Raw genomic sequence first — 22,100 nt, forward strand, 5'->3', positions numbered from 1 at the left:
AGGGCCGACCAGGCCCAAACAGGTGCAAACCCTCAGCCCACGAGCGATTCGCGGGCGGTTCAGCGCCCCCGGCCCAGCCACCGGGCCACGACGGCGCGCGCGCCGAGGCCGGCCCGCAGCACCACCCGGACCGGCCACCAGCGCCAGCCGGCGTAGCGCCGCGACAGGTACGCCCAGACGCTGCGATGCCGGTCGGCGGCCAGCTGCGCCCGGTCGATCGCGTCCTGTTGCCGGCTGCCCCCGATCACTACCGCCGACGGGACGTAGACGTTGTGCCAGCCGGCCTTGGCGAACCGCTCACCGAGCTCGAGATCCTCCAGGTAGACCAGTTGGTCGGCCTCGAAGCCGCCGATGGCGTCGAACGCGTCGCGGCGCAACAGCACGCAGGTGTCCACCAGCCAGCCGGTGGTGCGCTCGGCCGGCGCCTCGCGTGCCCGCCGGTATGCACCGGTCCAGCGGTTGTTCGGCAGCCACCGTCCGAACAGGGCGTGCCCGATCCCGCTGGACAGCGAGGGCACCGACCGCGCGGACGGGTACACCGTGCCCTGCGCGTTCTGGATCAGCGGGCCGAACGCGGCGCCACGAGGCCACCGGCGGGTGGCGGCCAGCAGGGCGTCCAGCGAGCCGGGCGTCCAGATCACCGCCGGGTCGGCGAGCGCGACGAACTCTGCGGTGGTGTCACGCACCCCGAGGTTGGCGGCGCGGCCGTAGGACACCTCGCCGGTCTCGACCACGCGCAGCGCGCTCGCGTCGATCGCGTCCGCCAGCTCGACCGGCTGCGCGCCGTGGTGTGCGAGCACGATTTCCAGCGGCGCGGCGGTCGCGATCCGGACGGACTCGAGGAACGCGGGCAGACCGGGCGCACAGTCGTGGATCACCGCGACGACTGCGACGGGCTCCCCGTGGCTCAACAACGCTCCTGGCGGACGCGGGATGGGTGTTCTGGCAGCCTACCGGCGGCCGGACACTCGGCGAATCGCCCCCGCGGTTACCGGGTTCGGCCCGATCGCCGGGCTAGCCTTCGCAGTCGTGGCCGACACGCAGCCCGATCGGACCCCGGCCCGTGCGCGACCGGTGCTCAGCGCGCGCACCCGGTTCGGGCTGCGCGTGAGCGTCGCGGCCCTCTCGTTCGTGCTGCTGGTCGGCAGTGGCTACGCGTGGGCGACGTTCCAGAACTTCACCAGCGACGTCCCGCACGGTGCGCCGGTTCCCGCACTCGCCAAGGGGCAGAGCGATCTCGACGGCCACGACACGAACGTGCTGCTCGTCGGCAACGACAGCAGGGCCGGGGCCAGCCGCGCCGAACTGAAGGCGCTCAGCGCGGGTGGTGGCGGCGGCGGCGCCAACACGGACACGATGATGGTGCTGCACGTTCCCGCGAACGGTAAGGCCCCGACGCTGATCTCGATCCCGCGCGACTCGTGGGTGACGATTCCCGGCTACGGCAAGGGCAAGATCAACTCCGCGTACGGCGACGCGTACACCAGCGCGAAGAACGCGCACCGCAGCGAGCAGGACGCGCAGAGCGCCGGGCTGTTGCAGACGATCAAGACGATCGACCTGCTCACCGGGCTGCACATCGATCACTACATGCAGGTGAACCTGCTCGGGTTCTACCGGATCAGCAACGCGATCGGCGGCGTGAGCGTGTGCCTGAACGCCGCGCAGAACGCCCGGACCGACTCCGACGCGTACGGGCACGGGTACTCCGGCATCGACCTGCCCAAGGGCGTCTCGGTGATCAAGGGCAAGCAGGCGCTGGCGTTCGTGCGGCAGCGCCACGGGCTGCCCAACGGGGACCTGGACCGCATCAAGCGACAGCAGTACTTCCTCGCCTCGGCGTTCGGCAAGATCACCTCAGCGGGGGTGCTGCTGAACCCGTTCAAGCTGCACGACCTGCTCACCGCGGTCGGCTCGTCGTTGCTCACCGATCCGTCGCTCGACCTGCTCGATCTCGCCCGGCAGGTCCAGTCCGTGGCCAGCGGCACGATCAGGTACCTGACGATTCCGAACCTCGGGCCGCAGCTGATCTACCCGGACGGCATCGAGACGGCGATCGTGGGTGTCGACACCGCGGCGATGCCCGGGTTCATCCGCCAGTTGCGCGGCGAGGCGGCCGATCCGGACCTGGCCGCGGCGAAGGCGGCCAAGCCCGCGACGGTCACGCTGGACGTGTTGAACGGCACGGACATCGTCGGCCTGGCCGGCCGCAACGCGGCAGCGCTGCGCACGCTGGGCTTTCACGTGGACGTCGTCGACTCCGCCGGCAACACCGCGTCCAAGACGCTGATCCAGTACCCGGCTGGCGCCCAGGCGGCGGCGAAGGCGGCCCGGGCAGCGGTCCCCGGCGCACAGCTCGTGCTGACCTCGACCGTGAAGCGGGTCACCGTGGTGCTCGGCACCGACGGGCGGCAGGCGGCCACGCTGGCCCGTTCGCCGAGCAGCGCGACCACCAGCCACGCGCCCGCGAAGCCGGCGCGCAAGGCCAACGGCGGCCTCGGCTGCATCAACTGAGCCGCACTGCGCCGGCTGAGTGCCCGGCGCGTGCTCAGCGGGTTCTCGGCGCCCGCGACGGTAGCCTCGGACCGTGCCCAGCCCCAGCTCCGACGACGCCGCCAGCGGTGGGCCGGGGCAGCGCGGCGCGCTGCCGGCCCTGCCGCCGGAGCTGGACCCGCGCGGCCGGCGGGTCGCCCGCAGGGAAGCTCGCAGCACCCCCGGCCCGACGGCACGACCGGCCCGGACCGGGCCGGCACGCACCAAGCTGATCGTGCTGGTGGTGTGCACCGCGCTGTCCGTCGGGCTGGTCGCCTTCGCCGGCACCTACTGGTGGAGGTTCCACCAGTTCAAGTCGAACCTGAGCCGGCTGGACATCTCCGCCGCGCAGGCGACGAGCCCGGGCGACATCGACGGCGGCGACCAGAACATCCTGGTGGTCGGCAACGACGACCGCACCGACATGACCGATGCCGAGGTGCACGAACTGCACACCGGACGCAGCGGCGGCAGCCTGAACACCGACACGATGATGATCATCCACGTGCCGGCGGACGGCTCCCGCGCCACGCTGATCTCGTTGCCGCGCGACTCGTACGTCGCGATCCCCGGGCACGGCAAGGCGAAGCTGAACTCCGCCTATCCCGACGCCTACACCGCCGCGCACGGCAGCCGGGCCAGCAAGCGCACCGCGGGCGCGAACCTGCTGGTGCGCACCGTGCAGGCGCTGACCGGCCTGCACGTGGATCACTACGTGCAGGTCGACCTCCTCGGCTTCTACCGCATCAGCAACGCGATCGGCGGTGTCACGGTGAACATGTGTGCCGCGGTGAAGGAGAAGAACTCCGGCATCCACCTGCACAAGGGCAAGAACGTGATCAAGGGGGTTCAGGCGCTCGCGTTCGTCCGGCAGCGCTACGGCTTCCCGAACGGGCTGGGCGACCTGGACCGGGTCAAGCGCCAGCAGTACTTCCTCACCGCCGCGTTCCGCAAGATCGTCTCGGCCGGCATCGTGCTCAACCCGTTCAAGCTCCAGGATCTGCTCGGCGCGATCTCCAGTTCGCTGTACGTCGACCGCTCGCTCGACCCGCTCAAGCTCGGCAGGCAACTGGAGAACCTCACCGCCGACAAGATCACCGGCAAGACGATCCCGACGGACGGCTTCGCCGACACGGACGTCGGCAGCGTGGTCGTCGTGCACCCGAGTGCCGTGCAGGCGTTCGTGAACGCGGTCGTGCACCCGGCCGCGACGAAGTCGGCGACCCGCAAGGCGACCGCTGCCAAGAGCACGAAGAAGGCCACCAGCACGAAGACCGCTGCCATCGACGCGAAATGCATCTACTGACATGGGCTCACCCGAGCAGTTGTTCGCGGACCTGCTGGCGGCCGATCCGGGCCGCCCGTTCATCACCTACTACGACGAGGCCAGCGGTGAGCGCACCGAATTGTCGGCGCGATCGCTGGCCAACTGGGTGAGCAAGACACACCACCTGCTGACCACCGAACTCGGCCTCGGCGCGGGTGACAGCGCACTGCTCGCGCTGCCCGCGCACTGGATCTCGCTGCCGCCGCTGCTGGGCGTGCTCACCGCCGGGCTGGCGTTCACCGACAACCCGGCGCAGGCGGCGGTCGCGTTCGTCTCGCCCGACACCGTGGCTTCGGCCGGCGCGGTGCCCGACCGGTACGCGGTAGCGCCGGACGCGGCGGCGGTGGGCTTCCGGGACGACCCGCCGGGCGGCGCGCTCGACTTCGTGGCCGCGGTGCGTCCACAGGCGGACGCCTGGGCGAGCGTGCACTTCGGTGCCGGCCCCGGCGATCCGTGCCTGGACGGGCACAACCGCGGCGAGGTCACCGAGTGGGCGCGGCGACGCGCCGAGGCGCTGGGGCTGTCGGCCGGCGCGCGCGTGCTGTGCACCCGGGACTGGGTTACCCAGGTCGACTGGCTGGACACCGTGCTCGCCCCGCTGTCGGTGGGCGGCTCGCTGGTCTACGTCCGCAACTGCAGTGACGAGGACGTGCTGAGCCGCCGCGCCGGGCAGGAGCGCGCGAGCGTCCGCATCCGGTGACCGGCCGAGCCATAGGGCAGCGCTATGGGCGGCCCAGGCAGCCGAGCGGTGCCGCGGGGCGCCCCGGCCGGGAACAGTTCGACAGGTGAGCGCCACGACCCGCCGAGCCGACCCGCTGCGTGCGTGCGCACCGCTGGTCCCGGGTGTCGCGTTGGCTGCCGCGATCGCGCTCGTCGCCACCGGCATCGGGCACGCGCTGCCGTTGCTCGGCGCCCCGGTGGCCGGGCTCCTCCTCGGGGTCGCGCTCAGCCGCGCCGTGGCCGCGCGTCCACCACTGCAGCCGGGCGTGGCGTTCGCCGGGCGGACCCTGCTGCAGGTGGCGGTCGTCCTGCTCGGGTCGGCGCTGTCGTTGCGGCAGGTGGCGCACGTGGGCGCGTCGTCGCTGCCGGTGATGCTCGGCACGCTGGCGGTCTGCCTCGCACTCGCCTACCTGCTCGGCCGGTGGCTCGGCATCGGACGTGACCTGCGCACCCTGATCGGCGTCGGCACCGGCATCTGCGGCGCGTCGGCGATTGCGGCGGTGAGCCCGGTGATCCGCGCCCGCAGCGCCGACGTGGCCTACGCGATCTCGACGATCTTCCTGTTCAACCTGGTCGCGGTGCTGGCCTTCCCGCCGCTCGGCCACCTGCTCGGGTTGAGCCAGCACGACTTCGGGCTCTTCGCCGGGACGGCGGTGAACGACACGTCCTCGGTCGTGGCCGCGGCCAGCACGTACGGCTCGTCGGCGACCGACTACGCGGTGGTGGTCAAGCTGACCCGGACCCTGATGATCATCCCGATCTGCCTCGGGCTGGCGGCGCTGACTCGCAGCGGCGAGCGCGAAGCCAGTGCACTGCGGCGGGTGACCCGACTGGTGCCGTGGTTCCTGGTCGGGTTCATCGTGCTCGCCGCGCTCAACTCGCTCGGCTGGGTTCCGTCCGCAGCTCACCAACCGCTGCGGGACGCTTCGGTCTTCCTGATCACGCTCGCCTTGACCGCGATCGGGCTGCGCACCGACGTCGCCGGCTTGCGCCGGGCAGGATCGCGGCCGTTGCTGCTGGGCCTGCTGCTCTGGGTCGCGGTGGCCGGGACCAGCCTCGTCCTGCAGTGGGCGGCAGGATAGGGCGCGTGCCCCTTCCCGCCTGGACCCCCGACCTGTCGACACTCGAGCTGTTGCTGTCGGTCGCCGAACTCGGCAGCGTGGGACGTGCCGCGACGGCGCACGGGATCAGCCAGCCGAGCGCGAGCGCGCGGCTGTCCCGCCTGGAACGACGGGTCGGTGTCGCCCTGCTGGTGCGTACGTCCCGCGGCAGCGAGCTGACTCCTGCGGGCGAGGCGGTGGCGACCTGGTCGCGCGCGGTGGTGGATGCCGCGCAACTGCTCACCGACGGCGTGCTCACGCTGCGGGCGGACCGGTCGGCGCGGTTGCGGGTCGCCGCCAGCCTGACCGTGGCCGAGTACCTGATGCCGCCGTGGCTGCTCGCGCTGCGCCGCGCCCATCCCGGCCTCGAGGTCGCGGCCTCCGTCGCGAACAGTGCCGGGGTCTGCGCCCGGGTGCTCGCCGGTGATGCCGACCTGGGCTTCGTGGAGATGCCGTCCGTGCCGAGCGGGCTCAGTGCCGTGCAGGTCGGGACGGACCGGCTCGCGCTCGTGGTCGCGCCCGACTACCCGCTGGCCGCGCGGGCGGCGACCGGCGTGTCGGCTCGTGACCTGTGCGATCAGCCGTTGCTGGTGCGCGAGCCGGGATCGGGCACCCGCGAGGTGTTCCTGTTGGCGATCACCCCCGCGCTCGGCGCGCGGCCGGGGCTGCCGCATGCCACCGAACTCGGCTCGACGACCACGATCCTGGCGACCGCGCGCGCCGGCGGCGGGATCGGGGTGCTCAGCGCCAGGGCCGCGGCGGCGGACCTGCGGGCCGGGACCCTGGTCGAGATCGGTGCGCCCGAGCTGGATCTGCGGCGGCCGCTGCACGCCGTCTTCCTCGGCCGTCGCCCGAGCCCGCTGGCCAACGAGCTGATCCAGCTCGCCCTTGCCGGCGGCTGACGTGGTAGGCATCAACGCATGGACGTGAGCTTCGCGCTGCCGACGTCCGGTGCGTGGGCGACGCCGGAGAACATCACCGAGATCGCGCGCACGGCGGACGAGCGCGGGTACCGGGGCGTGTGGACGTTCCAGCGGGTGCTGTATCCGGCCGACTCGCAGCTGCCGGCCGTGTACCGCAGCGTCCTGGATCCGCTGATCGCACTCGGCTTCGCCGCGGCGGTGACGTCCCGCGTCCGGCTCGGCCTCGCTGTGGTGAACGGCCCGTTCTACGCGCCGGCGATCCTGGCCAAGCAACTTGCGGCGATCGACGTGCTGTCCGGCGGACGGCTCGACGCCGGCATCGGGCTGGGCTGGGCGGCAGAGGAGTACGCGGCCGCCGGCGTGCCCACCGAGCATCGCGGCCGCCGGTTCGACGAATGGCTCGACTGCCTCGATGCGCTGCTGACGCAGGACCCGGTCGAGTTCGCCGGTGAGTTCTACACGGTGCCGCGCTCGTTCGTCGCGCCTGCTCCGGTGCAGCGGCCCCGGCCGCCGGTGCTGCTGGGTGGCACGGCACCGGCAGCGCTGCGCCGTGCGGGCACGCGCGGCGACGGGTGGATCAGCTTCAGCCGGGCGAGCGTCGAGGACGTGCGGTCCGGGGCCGGTGCCGTGCGCGACGCCGCGGAGCGCGCGGGCAGGTCTCGTGACGATGTGCGCTGCGTGGTGCGCGGGGTGGCGCGGGTGCGGGACGACGCGGTGCCCGACCCTGACCGGGCACCGCTGCACGGCACCGTGGCGCAGATCCGCGAAGGCTTGGCGCGCTATGCCGACTGCGGGGTCGACGAGGTGTTCCTCGACCCCAACTTCGACTCCGAGCAGGTCGGCAATCCGGCGGCGGACGCGGCCGCCGCCATGGCCAGAGCGCGTATGCTGCTGGACGCCTGCGCGCCGGGGTAGTGCGACCGGCTTTCCACTCCGGGACGTTTCGACGACGGGACGGGCGAGGTTCGATGGCAACTGTCGGAGTGCGCTACATAGTCGACGATGTCGACGCCGCAATCGCCTTCTACTGCGGGCAACTCGGCTTCAGCGAGGTCATGCATCCGGCGCCGGCGTTCGCCATGCTCGAGCGCGGCGACCTGCGCCTGGTGCTGAGCGCACCTAGCGGCGGGCCGGGCGGCGGTCAGGCGATGCCGGACGGGACGCTGCCTTCGCCGGGCGGCTGGAACCGGATCCAGCTCGAGATGCCCGACCTGGATGCTGCGGTCGATGCGTTGCGCGCGGCCGGTGCGCGGTTCCGCAGCGAGCCGATCACCGGTGTCGGAGGCAAGCAGGTGATCGTCGAGGACCCGGCGGGCAACCCGATCGAGCTGTTCGAGCCCACCCGCGAGGAAGCCAGACTCGCCCGCGACTGACCACCGCGGCGACGCGAGCGCGGTCGTGCCAGTGCACAACCGGGCCGTGATGCGCGCGGCTGTGCGTGCTTCATGCGGCCCGGACTGCCTCTATTTCACCAATTGGCGCGCCATCACCATGCGGTTGATCTGGTTGGTGCCCTCGTAGATCTGGGTGATCTTCGCGTCGCGCATCATCCGCTCCACCGGGAAGTCCTTGGTGAACCCGTAGCCGCCGAACAGTTGCACCGCATCGGTCGTGACCGACATCGCGGTGTCCGAGGCGAACACCTTCGCGGCCGCCGAGGTGAAGGTCAGGTTCGGCTCGTCGCGTTCGGCTCGCGCCGCCGCGGCGTAGACCAGATGCCGGGCCGCCTCGATCCGCATCGCCATGTCGGCGACCATGAACTGGATGCCCTGGAAGTCGGCGATGCGCTTGCCGAACTGACGCCGCTCCTTGATGTACGCGACGGACGCGTCCAGCGCGCCCTGCGCGATGCCGAGCGCCTGCGCGCCGATCGCCAGCCGGGTGTGATCGAGCGTGCGCAGCGCGGTCTTGAATCCGGTGCCCGGTTCGCCGATGATCCGGTCGGCCGGGATGGTGCAGTTCTCGAAGTAGATCTCGCAGGTCGGGCTGCCCTTGATCCCGAGCTTGCGCTCCTTGGCGCCGACCGAGAAGCCCGGGTCGTCCTGATGCACGACGAACGCGGAGATGCCGTTGGCGCCATGCTGCGGATCGGTGACCGCCATGACGGTGTAGTGCGTGGAGACGCCCGCGTTGGTGATCCAGCACTTGGTGCCGTTGAGCACCCAGTGCTCGCCGTCCAACACGGCCCGGGTGCGCATCGCCGCGGCGTCCGAGCCGGCCTCGCGCTCGGACAGCGCATAGCTGAACATCGCCTCGCCGGAGGCGAGCGGCGGCAGCACCTGCTTCTTCAGGTCCTCGGAGCCGGACAGGATGACCGGTTGGCTGCCCAGCTTGTTGACCGCCGGGATGAGCGAGGACGACGCGCACACCCGGGCGACCTCCTCGACGACGATGCAGCCACTGATCGCGTCGGCCCCCATGCCGCCGTACTCCTCGGGCACGTGAACGGCGTGGAAGCCCGAGCGCACCAGCGCGTCCCGCACGTCGTACGGGAACTCGGCCGTCTCGTCGATCTCGGCCGCGCGCGGTGCGATCTTGTCCTCGGCGAGTGCGCGAACGGCTGCGCGCAGCATCCGTTGCTCGTCGCTCAGCCGGTAGGAGTCGAAGTCAGGATTACCGATGCCCATGGGTAAATAGTAGGACGACCAAGTATCTGGACGGCAGTCGCGGTCAGCTGGATACTCGCGTCGGCAGCGCGGACGTCCGGACGGTCCAGCGACGTTCGGGGCGACCAACGCCCAGGCCGCGCGTGAAGGCGTCCCGCAACCTGTCCGGTGACCGGCGCGAAGGAGGCCAGGTCGTCCGATCCCCAGCGCACCACGATCAGCCGTCCCCGCTCCAACTGCTCCTGCCGCCGCTTCTCGTCCCGAATCCGCTCCCAGCCGGCCTTGTACTTCTCCCAGCCGTCGGCCTCGCCGATCACGCCGAACTCGTCCCAGTAGAAGTCGACTCGCCCGGCGAAGCGGCCGTCGACGAAGATGTCCGGCTGCAGATCCGGCGGCGGCAGGCCCGCGTCGGCGATGGCCAGCCGCGATCGCGACTCGAGCGCCGACTCGGCACGACCGTCGGCGAGCGCTGCCGCAGCGCGTGCACGCTCGACCCCGGCTCGACCCGCGGCTGCGCGCACCGCCAGCTTCAACTCCCGCGCGGTCAACAGGCCACGCTGCAGCGCGCCATCGGCGGTCACGACGCCGGCAACCACGCCGCGTTCGCGGGCGATGTCGACCACGGTCCGCGCCGGCATCGTGAGCCGAAGGCCCCGCAGTCTGCCCGGATCGCCGGCGTCGAGCCGGGTCCGGTGCAGATGCACGCCCCGGACCGCACCACTGTGTGACGGGAGCACCGTCAGGCACGGCACCTCCGGCACCTCGAGTACCGGCAGGTCCATCAGCACCGCCGCCGCACAGTGGCTGGCCAGGCTGCGCGGCCGGCCGAGCAGCGCTGCTGCAGCGGCACGGGCATGTCGGTCCCGCTCGTCCAGCCAGCTGAACCCGGTCGGCTCGGCCGGACGCGCCAGCACGCCGGGGCGCAGCACGACCAGGTCGCCGCAGCTCACCGCGTGGCGCATCGCCGAACGCGTCCACCCGGCCGCGCGGGCCTGCGCGACGGTGAACACGGCACGCTGGCCGGCCGCGACGTCGGGTACCGGGCGCACCAGGCGAGCCTGCCGCAGCGGCCGCACACGCGCGCCCCGTCCGACGCCGCTGTGGATAACCCGCGCGCCGGGCGTGGCCGGCGCCGTTGCCCTTCTCGTGGTCGCTGCGAAGATCAACTAGCGACCACCAGGAGGGCAACGGCGCGGGAATGGCACCGGCGGACCCAGCGCCCGGGCACTATGCTGGCTGACGAGCTGTGACTGGCGCTTCGTAAGGTGGGCAGACCACCGGGGAGCAGCTCCGCACCGCCGCCGCGCGCCTGGGCTTCCCATTCGACGAGGAGGAGCCGCGCCGTGTCCGAGAACGCGAACAGCAACGTCCTGCCCTTCGACGCCTCGACCGCGTCGTCCGCCTACCGAGCCGCGCTGGACCTGATCGCCGCGGTCGAACCCGACGTCGCGGGCGCGATCCGGGCCGAACTGGCCGACCAGCGCAGCTCGCTCAAGCTGATCGCCAGCGAGAACTATGCCTCCCCCGCGGTGCTGCTCACGATGGGCAACTGGCTCTCGGACAAGTACGCCGAGGGCACCATCGGGCACCGCTTCTACGCCGGCTGCCAGAACATCGACACTGTCGAGCAACTCGCCGCCGACCACGCGAAGGCGCTGTTCGGTGCACCGCACGCGTACGTCCAGCCGCACAGCGGCATCGACGCGAACCTCGTCGCGTTCTGGGCGATCCTCGCGCAGCGCGTCGAGTCGCCCGCGCTGGCACAGGCGGGCGCCAAGCACGTCAACGACCTGTCCGACGACGACTGGCAGAGCCTGCGCAAGGCGCTCGGCGACCAGCGCGCCCTCGGCATGTCGCTGGACGCCGGTGGCCACCTGACGCACGGGTTCCGGCCGAACATCAGCGGCAAGATGTTCCACCAGTCCAGCTACGGCACCGACCCGGAGACCGGGTTGCTGGACTACGACGACGTGGCCGCCAAGGCCCGGGAGTTCAAGCCGCTGGTGCTGATCGCCGGCTACTCGGCCTACCCGCGGCGGATCAACTTCGCGCGGATGCGCGAGATCGCCGACGAGGTCGGCGCGACGCTGATGGTCGACATGGCGCACTTCGCGGGCCTGGTCGCCGGCAAGGTGTTCGCCGGCGACTTCGACCCGGTGCCGCACGCGCACGTCACGACCACGACCACGCACAAGTCGCTTCGCGGCCCGCGCGGCGGCCTGGTGCTGTGCCAGCCCGAGTACGCCGACTCGGTCGACCGGGGTTGCCCGATGGTGCTCGGCGGCCCGCTCGGCAACGTCATGGCCGCGAAGGCGGTGGCGCTGGCCGAGGCACGCCAGCCGATGTTCCAGCAGTACGCGCAGAACGTGGCGTCCAACGCGGTCGCGCTCGCCGACGGGTTGATGCGGCGCGGCGCACGCCTGGTCACCGGCGGCACCGACAACCACCTCGCCCTGATCGACGTCTCGACGTTCGGGCTCACCGGCCGCCAGGCGGAGTCGGCGCTGCTCGACAGCGGCATCGTCACGAACCGCAACGCGATCCCCCGCGACCCGAACGGGGCCTGGTACACCTCGGGCGTGCGCATCGGCACCCCGGCGCTCACCAGCCGGGGGTTCGGGCCCACGGAGTTCGACCGCGTCGCCGAGCTGATCGTCGACGTGCTCTCGGCGACCACGCCCACCGCGGCGGCCAGCGGTGGCGCGTCCAAGGCGAAGTACACGATCGGCGACGGCGTGGCCGACAAGACCCATGCTGCGGCGGCCGAACTGCTCGACGCCAACCCGCTCTACCCGGGCATCGACCTGGGCTGAGCCGACAGCGTCAGCTGCGTGCCACCCCGAGCGCGCGCACGCGGTGGCCGGGGAACACGTGGGACAGGCCGCCGGCGCGCAGCCGCGTGGCGGCCAGCTCGCCGAGGATGTCGAACGGGTTGTTCCAGCCGGGCACGTCCCCGTCCGGCAAGGTGGCGGTGGACAGCTTGGCCCACCGGCCGTGGACGCCGCCGACGATCCCGCCGCCGAGCAGCCAGGTGACGCCGCCGTGCCCGTGGTCGGTGCCGCCGCTGGCGTTCATCGCAACGCGCCGGCCGAACTCGGTCATGACCACGACGCTCACCCGCTTGCGCCGTGCCGCGCCGAGATCGGTCATGAACGCGGCCAGCGACTTGGCCGTCTCGCCCAGTTGCCGGTCGAAGTCCACGCCTCGTCGGTGTGCGTGTCCCAGCCGCCGACGTCGACGGTCGCCACCTGTAACTCGGCGCGCAGGATCGCGGCCAGGTCCTTCAGCGCGGTGGCGAAGCCGTGCTTCGGGTAGGCCGCACCGTTGCGCACCCCGGAACCGGTGCGGGCGCGCTTCGCGGTGGCCAGCGCGGCCATCGTCGCCGGGACGTCGGGCCGAAGCTGAACCGCGACAGCACCAGATTGGTGGGGTCCCAGGCGAGTGGCGCCACGCTCGTGCGGTGGGCGTGCGCGGCGGCCTGGCGCAGGGTCGGCCAGACGCGGTTGCTCATCAGCAGTTCCGCGACGTTCGAACTGCACCGTCACCCCGCGTCGGTGCGGCAGCTCCGTTCCCGCCGCGTAAGGCTAGCGTAAGAATCTGCGCGCAGTCGTCGGTCAGCGCAGCCGGTGCCCGTCGGCGACGATCACGGCCAGCTCCAGCGCGACGACGACGAAGATCGCGTAGAAGGCCAGCTTGCCGGCCGGCCGCCGCCACAGCACCGCCGGGCCCAGCACGGCGACCACGACGCTGACCGCGAACGCGAGCCAGCCGAGCAGAAAGGGGACGCCCGGCGGCCCGAACGCTGCGCAGCCGGTGGCCGCGACCAGCAGCGGGCCGGTCAGGGCGAGCGACGCTCGGGCGCCGATCCGGTGGGGCAGGCCGCGGATCCCGGTCGCCCGGTCGCCCGCGAGGTCCGGCAGCACGTTGGTCAGGTGCGCGGCGACGCCCAGGCAGGCTCCGGCCGCGATCGGCCAGGCAGCGGGCGCCGGATGGCCGGGGACGGCGAGGACCGCGATCGCGGGCAGCGCGCCGAACGCGGCCGCGTACGGCAACCACGAGAACCAGGTCGCCTTCAGCCACAGGTTGTACAGCCAGCCGCCCGAGACCGCGGCCAGGTGCAGCAGGCCGGCCCGCCAGCCCAGGGCGAGCGAGCACGCCACGCACGCCGCCAGCGCGACGGCGATCGCCACCTCGACGGTGCGGTGCGCCAGCTCGCCGGTGGCGATCGGCTTGTCGGTGCGGGCGACGGCCCGGTCGCGCGCCGCGTCGAGGCGGTCGTTCGACCAGCCGATCGAGAGCTGCCCGGCCAGCACGGCGAGCGCGAGCAGCGCGCAGGTTCCGGCGCCGTTCCCGGCGGTGACGGCGAGGACGGTGGCGAACGCGGTGACCCCGGCGCTGGGTGCCGGGTGACACGAGCGGGCCAGCGCCGAGGCGCTGCGCAGCACGCCGCTCACCCGCCGCCCTGATCGCTCGGCTGACGGCTCCCCGGCGGTCACCGTCGCCGCTAGACCCGGTACGGCGAGCTGACCACGCCGGCGCCGTCCCGCCACTCGTAGACGGACACGCCGTTGACGAACACCCGCCGCGCGCGGCTCATCACGTCCAGCGGGTCACCGTCCCAGATCACCACGTCACCGTCGCGGCCCACTTCGAGCGCGCCGACCCGATCGGCCAGGCCCATCATCTGCGCCGGGTTGACGGTGAGCGAGCGCAGCGCATCGTCGCGGCTCATCCCCTCCTTCACGGCCAGCGTCGCCTGGTGCACCAGGAAGTTGATCGGAACCACCGGATGGTCGGTGGTGAGCGCCACCAGCACGCCGGCGTTCGCGAGCCGGCCCGGGTTGGCCAGCGTCCGCTCGCGCAGTTCCACCTTCGAGCGGGTCGTGAACAGCGGGCCGACGATGCACGGGATCTGCCGCTCGGCCAGCACGTCGGCGAGCAGGAAACCCTCGGTGGCGTGGTTGACGATGAGCCGGTAGCCGAACTCGTCGGCCAGCCGGATCGCCGTCGCGATGTCATCGGCCCGGTGCGTGTGCTGGCACCACGGCAGCTCGCCGTCGAGCACGCGGACCAGCACCTCGCACGTCGGGTCGCGGTCGAACGGATCGCCCTTGCTCGCGGCGGCGTCCCGCTTGGCGCGGTAGTCCTGTGCCTTGCCGAACGCGTCGCGGATGACGGCGGCCACGCCCTGGCGGGTCGAGGGCAACTCCTTCTTCTCGCCGTACACCCGCTTGGGGTTCTCGCCGAGCGCGCTCTTCACGCTGGTCGGGGACTTGACGATCATCTCGTCGACGATGCGGCCCCAGGTCTTGATCGCCACCGTCTGGCCGCCGATCGGGTTGCCGCTGCCCGGCTTGACCACGACGGTCGTCACGCCCCCGGCCAGCGCATCGGCGAAGCCACGTTCGGCGGGGTTGATCGCGTCGAGCGCGCGCAGCCGGGCGCCGTTCGGGTCGGTCATCTCGTTGGTGTCCTGGCCGGCCGGACCCTCGCCCTCCTCGTGCACGCCGACGTGCGCGTGCGCCTCGACGAAGCCGGGCAACACCCAGTGCCCGCTCGCGTCGATCGTGCGGACGCCGTAGGGTACCGCGACGTTCGCGCCGACCGCCTCGATCACGCCGTCGGTGATGAGCACGGTCGCGTTCTCGATCGGGTCGGCGGCGCCGGGGACGACCCGTCCGCCGACAATGGCCACGCTGCCGCCGTGAGGATTCATCATTCGAACGTAGCCAGGACCGCTACCGGCGTCATACCTCGGCGATCATCGCGCGCACCGTCGTGTCCGAGCGGGCCACCGCTGCCGCGCCCGAGTCGGCCGTGATGATCGGGCGCTGGATCAGGATCGGGTGCGCCGCCAGCGTCTCGATCCAGCGGGTGCGCGCGGCCGGCTCCTTCGGCCAGGACGCCAGCTTCAGCTCCTTCGCCTCGGCCTCGCCCATCCGGGTGATGTCCCACGGCTCGAGGCCGAGCCGGGCGAGCAGCGAACCGAGCTCGACCGCGGTCGGCGGGTCGTCCAGGTACCGGCGCGTGGTGTAGGTGGCGCCGGCCTCGTCCAGGATCGACAGCGCGGTCCGGCACTTCGAGCACGCCGGGTTGATCCAGATCTCCATGCCCTCAGCCTGCCAGGAAATCGGCGCAATCGCGGGACCGTAGGGTTGGGCCATGGCGACAGCAGACATCGGAGTAACCGGCCTCGCGGTGATGGGCCGCAACCTCGCGCGCAACCTCGCCCGGCACGGCCATGTGGTGGCGCTGCACAACCGGTCGGTGCAGCGCACCCGTTCGCTCGTCGCCGAGCACGGCGACGAGGGCACGTTCGTGGCGAGCGAATCGCTGGCCGAGTTCGTCGGCTCGCTCAAGTCGCCGCGCGCGGTGATCGTCATGGTCAAGGCGGGCGAGCCGACCGACGCGGTGATCGAGGAACTCACCCCACTGCTGGACGAGGGCGACATCGTGATCGACTGCGGCAACGCGCACTTCGCCGACACGCGCCGGCGCGAGGCCACCTTGCGCGAGCACGGCATCCACTTCGTCGGCTGTGGGGTGTCCGGCGGCGAGGAGGGCGCGCTGCTCGGCCCGTCGATCATGCCGGGCGGTTCGGCGCAGTCGTACCAGAAGCTCGGGCCGATCTTCGAGTCGATCGCGGCGCAGGTGGACGGGACGCCGTGCTGCGTGCACGTCGGACCGGACGGTGCCGGGCACTTCGTCAAGATGGTGCACAACGGCATCGAGTACGCGGACATGCAACTGATCGCCGAGGCGTACGACCTGTTGCGGGCCGGGCTCGGCGCAGAGCCGCCTGAGCTCGCGGAGATCTTCCGCACCTGGAACTCCGGTGACCTCGAGTCGTTCCTGATCGAGATCACGGCCGACGTACTCGCCCACGTCGACGACACCACGGGCAAGCCGTTCGTCGACATCGTGCTGGACCAGGCCGAGCAGAAGGGCACCGGGCGCTGGACGGTGCAGACCGCACTCGACCTGGGCGTGCCGATCACCGGCATTGCCGAGGCGACGTTCGCGCGGTCGCTGTCCGGACACGCCGAGCAGCGAAGCGCGGCGCGGGCGGCGCTCAGCCAGGAAAGCGGCATCCAGGTCGACGACCGCGAGCAGTTCATCGAGGACGTGCGGCGCGCCCTGTACGCGTCGAAGGTGGTCGCCTACGCGCAGGGCTTCGACCTGATCACCGCCGGCTCGGCCGAGTACGGCTGGGACGTCGACCGCGGCGCGATGGCGACGATCTGGCGCGGCGGCTGCATCATCCGGGCCCGGTTCCTGGACCGCATCCGCGAGGCCTATGACGCCGACCCGGACCTGCCGTCGCTGCTGGTCGCCCCGTACTTCGCCGACGCGGTCAGGGCGGGAGTTCAGTCGTGGCGCCGCGTCGTCGCAACGGCGGCGCTGGGCGGCATCCCGACGCCCGCGTTCTCGTCCTCTCTCGCGTACTACGACGCGCTGCGCCGGCTGCCGCTGCCCGCTGCGCTCATCCAGGGCCTGCGCGACAACTTCGGCGCGCACACGTACCGGCGCACCGACCGGGACGGCTCGTTCCACGTGCAATGGGCCGGGGACAAGGCCGAGCACCCGGCCTGATCTCACGTTCGGCATGCGCGAGGCGTCTACCTGATGTGAACCGGATACCGTTCGAGCAGGTCGTCACGCAGCACGGCCCTACGGTGCTGCGGGTGTGTCGCGCGGTGCTCGGACGCGACGACGCCGAGGACGCCTGGTCCGAGACGTTCGTGGCCGCCCTGCGGGCCTACCCCGACCTGCCGGCGGACGCGAACGTCGAGGCCTGGCTGGTGACGATCGCCAAGCACAAGGCGATCGACCAGCACCGCGCGTCGGCCCGGCGTCCGGTGCCGGTCGACCAGTTGCCGGAACGGCTCGTCGAGAACCCGCCGGATCTCGACGACGCCCTGTGGCCGGCGCTCGCGGACCTGCCGCGCAAGCAACGCGAGGCGATCGCCTACCACCATCTCGCCGGGTTGCCGTATGCCCAGGTCGCGAAGCTGCTCGGAAACTCCGAGGCGGCAGCGCGCCGGGCCGCGGCCGACGGCATGAGGACGTTGCGCGCCACGCTGCGCGCCCCACGACAACAAGGAGCCTTCCGATGAACGATCTGCTTGAGCCCTTGAACCCGGACGATGCGACGATGCGCCGGCTGCACGCGCGGCTGGCGGCTGCTGCCGAGGCCGACGGCCTGGTGGACGTCGCGTACCGCACCGTCGACTCCCCCGTCGGGACGCTGCTGCTCGCCGCGACCCCCGCGGGAGTGGTGCGGATCGCGTTCGAACAGCAGGGCCACGACGCGGCACTGGCCGCCCTGGCGAGCCTGGTCAGCCCGCGCGTGCTGCGCGCCCCCGCCCGGCTCGACCCGCTCGTCCGCGAACTGGAGGAGTACTTCGCCGGGACGCGACGCACGTTCGACCTGCCGCTGGACCGCCGCCTCGCCTCGGGTTTCCGCGCCGAGGTGCTCGCCCACCTGCCGGAGATCGGCTACGGCTCGACCGCGAGCTATGCCGACGTGGCGCGGCTGGCGGGCAACCCGGGCGCGGTGCGTGCGGTGGGGACGGCGTGCGCGCGCAACCCGCTGCCGATCGTGCTGCCGTGCCACCGGGTGGTGCGCTCGGACGGGACCCCCGGGCAGTACGCGGGCGGGCCGGAGGCCAAGCTGACGCTGCTCGCCCTGGAGGCGGCATGAGCAACTCGGTCGATCGGCAGGACTGGGCTGCCGTCGCGGCCGAACTCGACCGAGCCGGGTGCGCGCCGGTCGGCCGACTGCTGGATGCCGCGCAGTGCGGCGAGGTGTCCGCGCTGTACGACGACCCGTCGCGCTTCCGCAGCACGATCGACATGGAGCGCTACCGCTTCGGCCGCGGGCAGTACCGCTACTTCGCCCGTCCGCTGCCGGCGCTGGTGGACGAACTGCGGCACGCGCTCTACCCGCGGCTGCTGCCGATCGCACGCGAGTGGGCCGAGCGGCTCGGCCGGGATCCGCTCTGGCCGGACACCCTGGACGAGTGGCTGGACCGCTGCCATCGGGCCGGGCAGAGCCGGCCGACGCCCATCCTGCTGCGCTACGGCACCGGCGACTGGAACGCGCTGCACCGCGACCTGTACGGCGACCTGGTGTTCCCACTGCAGGTGGTGATCGGCCTGGACGTCCCGGGCGTGGACTTCAGCGGCGGCGAGTTCCTCATGCTCGAGCAGCGGCCGCGCGCCCAGTCGCGCGGACTGGTCCGGGTGCTGGAACAAGGTCATGGGCTGGTGTTCACCACCCGCGAGCGTCCGGTGCGTTCGGCGCGCGGCTGGTCGCGCGCGCCGATGCGGCACGGGGTGAGCGAGGTCGCCTCCGGTCGGCGGCACACACTAGGCCTGCTCTTCCACGACGCCGCCTGACCCGCTCGATGCCGATCCGAAGCACGCGTCTGCAGGCAACAACGTCAGCGGAGGACGAAATCCGCGCATGCGCATCCACGCGCATCGTGCTCTGCTAGCACCCTTGCGCGCAGAGCCCGATGCGGCGGCACTTACACCAGGTCGGGCGGCCCACCGATACGTCGCGCTGCCGACGGCGCATCACCCGCGCGACGCCGTCACGGTCCGTTCGTTGCGTCGAAGACCTGCGCGGCCCGCACAACCGTGCGCGCAGATCCATGGCTCGGCCAGAGGAGATCACGCCGAGGTCTGGTACAGGCGACCGCGACCTCGGTATCCTGACGCGGCTCCCGACCGGGGGCCGGGCGCTGCCCGTGACGGGTCGAAGGGCGCGCGCATGTCGCACGACAAGCAGCCGAGGCCGGCCCGGACGATCACCGCCCGGCTGCGCTACCGCTTCGATCTCGCACTGTCTCGCGGACCGCTGATCATCATCGGTTACGTCGGCGCCGTCATGCTCGTGATCATCCTGGTGTCGGCGTCGCTGCTGACCGTGCTGCGACTGGCGGGCGTCAACGGCGATCCGCACGGCCTGTCCTTCGCCGAGGCGTTCTGGCAGGCGCTGTTGCGGGTGATCGACACCGGCACGATCGCGAGCGACCAGGACTGGGCCACGCGGGCGATCAGCTTCGTCGTGACCCTCTCCGGGATATTCCTGGCCGGCTCGCTGATCGGCCTGATCGCGAACGCGGTCGACCAGCGGATCGACCACCTTCGCAAGGGCCGCAGCGAGGTGCTCGAGGACGGGCACACGCTGGTGCTCGGCTGGTCCGAGCGGCTGCCGGTGATCTTGTCCGAGCTGGTCATCGCGAACGAGAACCAGCGGCGGCAGAGCGTGGTCGTGCTTGCCGACCGGGCGAAGGACGAGATGGAGGACGAGCTGCACCGGCTCGTGCCGAACACCAGGACGACCCGTGTCGTGTGCCGCACCGGGGACACCGGCAGCATCGACGACCTGCGGCTGGTGAACATCGAGGGCGCCCGGTCGGTGATCGTGCTGGCAGGCGCCGACGGCGACCCCGGCGTGGTCAAGGCGCTGCTGGCGGTGCGCAGCATCGACCCGGACCTGACCCGGCTGCGGGTGGTCGCCGAACTGCTCGGTGCCGATCACGCCGAAGCACTGCGGGTGTTGACGGACCGGCGCATCGCCACCGTGCGTGCCGACGAGGTCATCAGCCAGGTGACCGCGCAGGCCTGCCACCAGAGCGGGCTGGCCGGCGTGTTCCGCGATCTGATCGATTTCGACGGCGACGAGATCTACTTCTCCCGCGTGCCGGAGTTGACCGGGCACACCTACCGGCAGGCGCTGCTCGCCTTCCCCGACTCGTCGGTGATCGGCATGCTGCGGGACGGCCGGACCCAGCTCAACCCGCCCGGCGACACCGTTTTCGCCGAGGGCGACGAGGTGATCGTCGTGGCCGCCGACGACGACCGGGTCGTGTTCGGCGGCTTCCAGGACGTGCAGGTCGGCGCGGTCTCGGGCGCGCTCCCGTTCGCCGAACCCGCCCGACGCGTCGTGATCGTCGGCTGGAGCCCGCTCGGTGAGACCGTGCTGCGCGAACTGGACCAGTTCCTCGGGACCGGCTCGGTCGTCGATCTGCTCATCGATACCGCGGTGCTCGCTGCGGACGAGGTCGTGCTGCCCGCGTGCGCCAACTGCACCGTCGAACTGCACGCACTGCCGGCACACCCGCAGCCCTTGGTGGACATCGTGACCGCCCGCGACTACGACGAGGCGATCGTGCTGGGCTACCGCCACAAGCTGACGCCCGCGCAGGCGGATACCCGCTCGATGCTGACCCTGCTCGCGCTGCACAAGGCGTGGCGCTCACATGGCCGGCGGCCCCGCATCGTGGCCGAGATGCTGGATCGCTCGAACGTGGCGGTGGCGCAGACGACCGGGGCGGACGACTTCATCGTCAGCGACGAGCTGTCCAGCCTGATGATCGCCCAGCTGTCTGAGCGGTTGGAGCTGCAGGACGTCTTCGCCGAGCTGTTCGACACCGAAGGCAGCTTCATCTCGCTACGCCCCGCCGGGCTCTACGCGACCACGACTGCGACCACCTACGCGCACGTCGTCGCGGCGGCCGCCCAGCGCGGCGAGAGCGCCCTGGGCTATCGCATCGGCGAAACCGTGGTGCTCAACCCCGCCAAGGTGACGCCCCTGACGTTCGGTGCGGACGACCAGGTGCTGGTTCTCGGGCAGCGGGCCGGCCGTCCGCCGACGGCACCGGCCCTGGCCGGCGTGCTGGACGCGTCCCCTGCGCCCGGGCTGAGCGGCCCTGCCCTGCTTGATCAAGACTGACTTGTGGTCGCTCCGCAGCCACAATTCGGCGTTGATCAATCGCCACCGGCTCCTCGCACGCGCTCAGCCGCGCACCAGGGCGTCGAGTTCGGCTGCTCATCGGGTCACTCGCCGGTGGGCAGCTCCACGTGGCCGCCGAACTCCTTGCGCATGGCCGAGAGCAGCTTGTCCGCATACACCGCCTCGCCGCGGCTGGAGAACCGCGCGAACAGCGCCGCGGACAGCACCGGCACCGGCACACCCTCGTCGATCGCGGCCTTCACCGTCCAGCGGCCCTCACCGGAGTCGGACACCCGGCCGGCGATGCCCTCCAGCGAGGGGTTCTCGTACAGCGCGTCGGCAGTCAGGTCGAGCAGCCACGACGCGACGACCGAGCCGCGCCGCCACACCTCGGTGACCTTCGCGATGTCCAGGTCGTACTGGTAGTACTGCGGCTGGTCCAGCGGCGTGATCTCGGCCGAGTGCTCCTGCTCGAGCGCGCCGGCGTTCGCGTGCTCGAGCACGTTCAGCCCCTCGGCGTACGCGGCCATCACGCCGTACTCGATGCCGTTGTGCACCATCTTCACGAAGTGCCCCGCGCCGGACGGGCCGCAGTGCAGCCAGCCCTGTTCCTCCGGTGTCGGGTCACCCGAGCGCCCGCGCGTGCGCTCCACCGAACCGAGACCCGGCGCGATCGAGGTGAACAGCGGCGCACAGTGCCCGACTGCCTCGTCCGCTCCACCGATCATCAGACAGTAGCCGCGCTCGAGTCCCCACACCCCGCCGCTCGTGCCGACGTCCAGGTAGTGGATGCCGCGCTCGGACAGTGCGGCCGATCGGTCCACGTCCTCGCGGTAGTTCGAGTTGCCGCCGTTGATGATGATGTCCCCCGCGTCCATCAGGTCCGCGAGCTGCTGCACCACCTTGTCGGTGATCCCCGCCGGGATCATCACCCACGCGACGCGGGGCTGCTCCAGCGCGTCGACGAACTCCTGCAACGTGTTCGCGCCGACCGCCCCCTCGCCGGCCAGTGTCGCGACGGAGTCGGCGTTGGTGTCGAAGGCGACCGCGGTGTGCCCGTCGCGCATCACGCGGCGCAGGATGTTCGCGCCCATCCGACCGAGTCCGACCATTCCGAGCTGCATGCGTTCTCCTCTGACGACGGGC

The 22,100-nt window shown here is 71.9% G+C and carries 22 protein-coding genes and 1 riboswitch; of the genes, 13 read left to right on the forward strand and 9 right to left on the reverse strand.

The window, feature by feature from the left end; all coding sequences use genetic code 11:
- Positions 1-59: 59 nt before the first annotated feature.
- A complete protein-coding gene (locus M6B22_RS07555) occupies positions 60-911 on the reverse strand; it encodes a glycosyltransferase family 2 protein (RefSeq protein ID WP_269445154.1) in 852 nt (283 codons plus the stop codon).
- A gap of 118 nt (positions 912-1,029) precedes the next feature.
- Between M6B22_RS07555 and M6B22_RS07560 the strand changes: the two genes are divergently transcribed.
- From M6B22_RS07560 to M6B22_RS07590, 7 genes are all read left to right on the forward strand, one after another.
- Positions 1,030-2,514: an LCP family protein gene (locus M6B22_RS07560; protein WP_269445155.1), complete on the forward strand. Its 1,485-nt coding sequence runs from the start codon at positions 1,030-1,032 to the stop codon at positions 2,512-2,514.
- Between the two features lie 73 nt (positions 2,515-2,587).
- Positions 2,588-3,838 carry an LCP family protein gene (locus M6B22_RS07565; RefSeq protein ID WP_269445156.1) on the forward strand — a complete coding sequence of 417 codons (1,251 nt, stop codon included), beginning with the start codon at positions 2,588-2,590 and terminating at the stop codon, positions 3,836-3,838.
- 1 nt (position 3,839) lies between these two features.
- On the forward strand, positions 3,840-4,559 hold the full coding sequence (locus tag M6B22_RS07570; protein WP_269445157.1) for a TIGR03089 family protein: 720 nt from the start codon (positions 3,840-3,842) through the stop codon (positions 4,557-4,559).
- Between the two features lie 85 nt (positions 4,560-4,644).
- Entirely contained in the window at positions 4,645-5,661 is a 1,017-nt protein-coding gene (locus tag M6B22_RS07575) for a YeiH family protein (RefSeq protein WP_269445158.1), read from the forward strand.
- Between the two features lie 5 nt (positions 5,662-5,666).
- Complete coding sequence (locus M6B22_RS07580; RefSeq protein WP_269445159.1) at positions 5,667-6,581, forward strand: LysR family transcriptional regulator; 915 nt, start codon at positions 5,667-5,669, stop codon at positions 6,579-6,581.
- Positions 6,582-6,599: 18 nt separating this feature from the next.
- Complete coding sequence (locus M6B22_RS07585; RefSeq protein ID WP_269445160.1) at positions 6,600-7,517, forward strand: TIGR03619 family F420-dependent LLM class oxidoreductase; 918 nt, start codon at positions 6,600-6,602, stop codon at positions 7,515-7,517.
- 53 nt (positions 7,518-7,570) lie between these two features.
- Positions 7,571-7,975 (forward strand): VOC family protein, encoded by a 405-nt coding sequence (locus tag M6B22_RS07590; RefSeq protein WP_269445161.1) that lies wholly within the window; start codon positions 7,571-7,573, stop codon positions 7,973-7,975.
- 90 nt (positions 7,976-8,065) lie between these two features.
- Here M6B22_RS07590 and M6B22_RS07595 read toward each other — a convergent pair whose 3' ends face one another.
- Both M6B22_RS07595 and M6B22_RS07600 read right to left on the reverse strand, forming a co-directional pair.
- Positions 8,066-9,229: an acyl-CoA dehydrogenase gene (locus tag M6B22_RS07595; RefSeq protein ID WP_269445162.1), complete on the reverse strand. Its 1,164-nt coding sequence runs from the start codon at positions 9,227-9,229 to the stop codon at positions 8,066-8,068.
- The gene (locus M6B22_RS07600; protein ID WP_269445163.1) at positions 9,190-10,257 is read right to left on the reverse strand and encodes a type IV toxin-antitoxin system AbiEi family antitoxin domain-containing protein; all 1,068 of its coding nucleotides are present in this window, start codon (positions 10,255-10,257) and stop codon (positions 9,190-9,192) included. Before M6B22_RS07600 ends, M6B22_RS07595 begins: the two co-directional genes overlap by 40 nt.
- Positions 10,258-10,444: 187 nt before the next feature.
- Positions 10,445-10,530, forward strand: a riboswitch (ZMP/ZTP riboswitch).
- A gap of 21 nt (positions 10,531-10,551) precedes the next feature.
- Between M6B22_RS07600 and M6B22_RS07605 the strand changes: the two genes are divergently transcribed.
- A complete protein-coding gene (locus M6B22_RS07605; RefSeq protein WP_269445164.1) occupies positions 10,552-12,021 on the forward strand; it encodes a glycine hydroxymethyltransferase in 1,470 nt (489 codons plus the stop codon).
- Between the two features lie 10 nt (positions 12,022-12,031).
- Here the strand turns inward: M6B22_RS07605 and M6B22_RS07610 are convergent, their stop codons facing one another.
- From M6B22_RS07610 to M6B22_RS07630, 5 genes are all read right to left on the reverse strand, one after another.
- Positions 12,032-12,409, reverse strand: coding sequence for a DUF1501 domain-containing protein (locus M6B22_RS07610; RefSeq protein ID WP_269445165.1), 378 nt, complete (start codon positions 12,407-12,409; stop codon positions 12,032-12,034).
- Complete coding sequence (locus tag M6B22_RS07615) at positions 12,355-12,585, reverse strand: hypothetical protein (RefSeq protein WP_269445166.1); 231 nt, start codon at positions 12,583-12,585, stop codon at positions 12,355-12,357. Before M6B22_RS07615 ends, M6B22_RS07610 begins: the two co-directional genes overlap by 55 nt.
- Positions 12,586-12,822: 237 nt before the next feature.
- The gene (locus tag M6B22_RS07620) at positions 12,823-13,662 is read right to left on the reverse strand and encodes a UbiA family prenyltransferase (RefSeq protein ID WP_269445167.1); all 840 of its coding nucleotides are present in this window, start codon (positions 13,660-13,662) and stop codon (positions 12,823-12,825) included.
- 50 nt (positions 13,663-13,712) lie between these two features.
- Positions 13,713-14,924, reverse strand: a complete 1,212-nt coding sequence (locus tag M6B22_RS07625) for an amidohydrolase (RefSeq protein ID WP_269445168.1) — start codon at positions 14,922-14,924, stop codon at positions 13,713-13,715.
- 31 nt (positions 14,925-14,955) lie between these two features.
- Positions 14,956-15,318 carry an ArsC/Spx/MgsR family protein gene (locus M6B22_RS07630; RefSeq protein WP_269445169.1) on the reverse strand — a complete coding sequence of 121 codons (363 nt, stop codon included), beginning with the start codon at positions 15,316-15,318 and terminating at the stop codon, positions 14,956-14,958.
- A gap of 52 nt (positions 15,319-15,370) precedes the next feature.
- Between M6B22_RS07630 and gndA the strand changes: the two genes are divergently transcribed.
- The 5 genes from gndA (at position 15,371) to M6B22_RS07655 (ending at position 20,954) form a co-directional block, all read left to right on the forward strand.
- Positions 15,371-16,801 (forward strand): NADP-dependent phosphogluconate dehydrogenase, encoded by a 1,431-nt coding sequence (gene gndA / locus M6B22_RS07635; protein WP_269445170.1) that lies wholly within the window; start codon positions 15,371-15,373, stop codon positions 16,799-16,801.
- Between the two features lie 35 nt (positions 16,802-16,836).
- Complete coding sequence (locus tag M6B22_RS07640; protein WP_269445171.1) at positions 16,837-17,325, forward strand: RNA polymerase sigma factor; 489 nt, start codon at positions 16,837-16,839, stop codon at positions 17,323-17,325.
- Positions 17,322-17,912 (forward strand): methylated-DNA--[protein]-cysteine S-methyltransferase, encoded by a 591-nt coding sequence (locus tag M6B22_RS07645; RefSeq protein ID WP_269445172.1) that lies wholly within the window; start codon positions 17,322-17,324, stop codon positions 17,910-17,912. The genes M6B22_RS07640 and M6B22_RS07645 overlap by 4 nt, the downstream gene beginning before the upstream one ends.
- The gene (locus M6B22_RS07650; RefSeq protein WP_269445173.1) at positions 17,909-18,610 is read left to right on the forward strand and encodes a 2OG-Fe(II) oxygenase; all 702 of its coding nucleotides are present in this window, start codon (positions 17,909-17,911) and stop codon (positions 18,608-18,610) included. The genes M6B22_RS07645 and M6B22_RS07650 overlap by 4 nt, the downstream gene beginning before the upstream one ends.
- Before the next feature lie 376 nt (positions 18,611-18,986).
- Positions 18,987-20,954 carry a CASTOR/POLLUX-related putative ion channel gene (locus tag M6B22_RS07655; RefSeq protein ID WP_269445174.1) on the forward strand — a complete coding sequence of 656 codons (1,968 nt, stop codon included), beginning with the start codon at positions 18,987-18,989 and terminating at the stop codon, positions 20,952-20,954.
- Between the two features lie 104 nt (positions 20,955-21,058).
- Here M6B22_RS07655 and gnd read toward each other — a convergent pair whose 3' ends face one another.
- Positions 21,059-22,078, reverse strand: a complete 1,020-nt coding sequence (gnd, locus tag M6B22_RS07660; protein WP_269445175.1) for a phosphogluconate dehydrogenase (NAD(+)-dependent, decarboxylating) — start codon at positions 22,076-22,078, stop codon at positions 21,059-21,061.
- Positions 22,079-22,100 lie beyond the last annotated feature (22 nt).

It is taken from the genome of Jatrophihabitans cynanchi, from assembly GCF_027247405.1.
GTDB classification, from domain to species: Bacteria; Actinomycetota; Actinomycetes; order Mycobacteriales; family Jatrophihabitantaceae; genus Jatrophihabitans_B; species Jatrophihabitans_B cynanchi.

Bases quoted from the DNA above. Each gene is read 5' to 3' on its own strand.
- M6B22_RS07630 (WP_269445169.1), bottom strand. From the start codon at position 15,318: ATGGAGATCTGGATCAACCCGGCGTGCTCGAAGTGCCGGACCGCGCTG.
- gndA (WP_269445170.1), top strand. From the start codon at position 15,371: ATGGCGACAGCAGACATCGGAGTAACCGGCCTCGCGGTGATGGGCCGC.
- M6B22_RS07585 (WP_269445160.1), top strand. From the start codon at position 6,600: ATGGACGTGAGCTTCGCGCTGCCGACGTCCGGTGCGTGGGCGACGCCG.
- M6B22_RS07570 (WP_269445157.1), top strand. From the start codon at position 3,840: ATGGGCTCACCCGAGCAGTTGTTCGCGGACCTGCTGGCGGCCGATCCG.
- M6B22_RS07655 (WP_269445174.1), top strand. From the start codon at position 18,987: ATGTCGCACGACAAGCAGCCGAGGCCGGCCCGGACGATCACCGCCCGG.
- M6B22_RS07595 (WP_269445162.1), bottom strand. From the start codon at position 9,229: ATGGGCATCGGTAATCCTGACTTCGACTCCTACCGGCTGAGCGACGAG.
- M6B22_RS07650 (WP_269445173.1), top strand. From the start codon at position 17,909: ATGAGCAACTCGGTCGATCGGCAGGACTGGGCTGCCGTCGCGGCCGAA.
- gnd (WP_269445175.1), bottom strand. From the start codon at position 22,078: ATGCAGCTCGGAATGGTCGGACTCGGTCGGATGGGCGCGAACATCCTG.
- M6B22_RS07590 (WP_269445161.1), top strand. From the start codon at position 7,571: ATGGCAACTGTCGGAGTGCGCTACATAGTCGACGATGTCGACGCCGCA.
- M6B22_RS07645 (WP_269445172.1), top strand. From the start codon at position 17,322: ATGAACGATCTGCTTGAGCCCTTGAACCCGGACGATGCGACGATGCGC.
- M6B22_RS07615 (WP_269445166.1), bottom strand. From the start codon at position 12,585: ATGGCCGCGCTGGCCACCGCGAAGCGCGCCCGCACCGGTTCCGGGGTG.
- M6B22_RS07625 (WP_269445168.1), bottom strand. From the start codon at position 14,924: ATGAATCCTCACGGCGGCAGCGTGGCCATTGTCGGCGGACGGGTCGTC.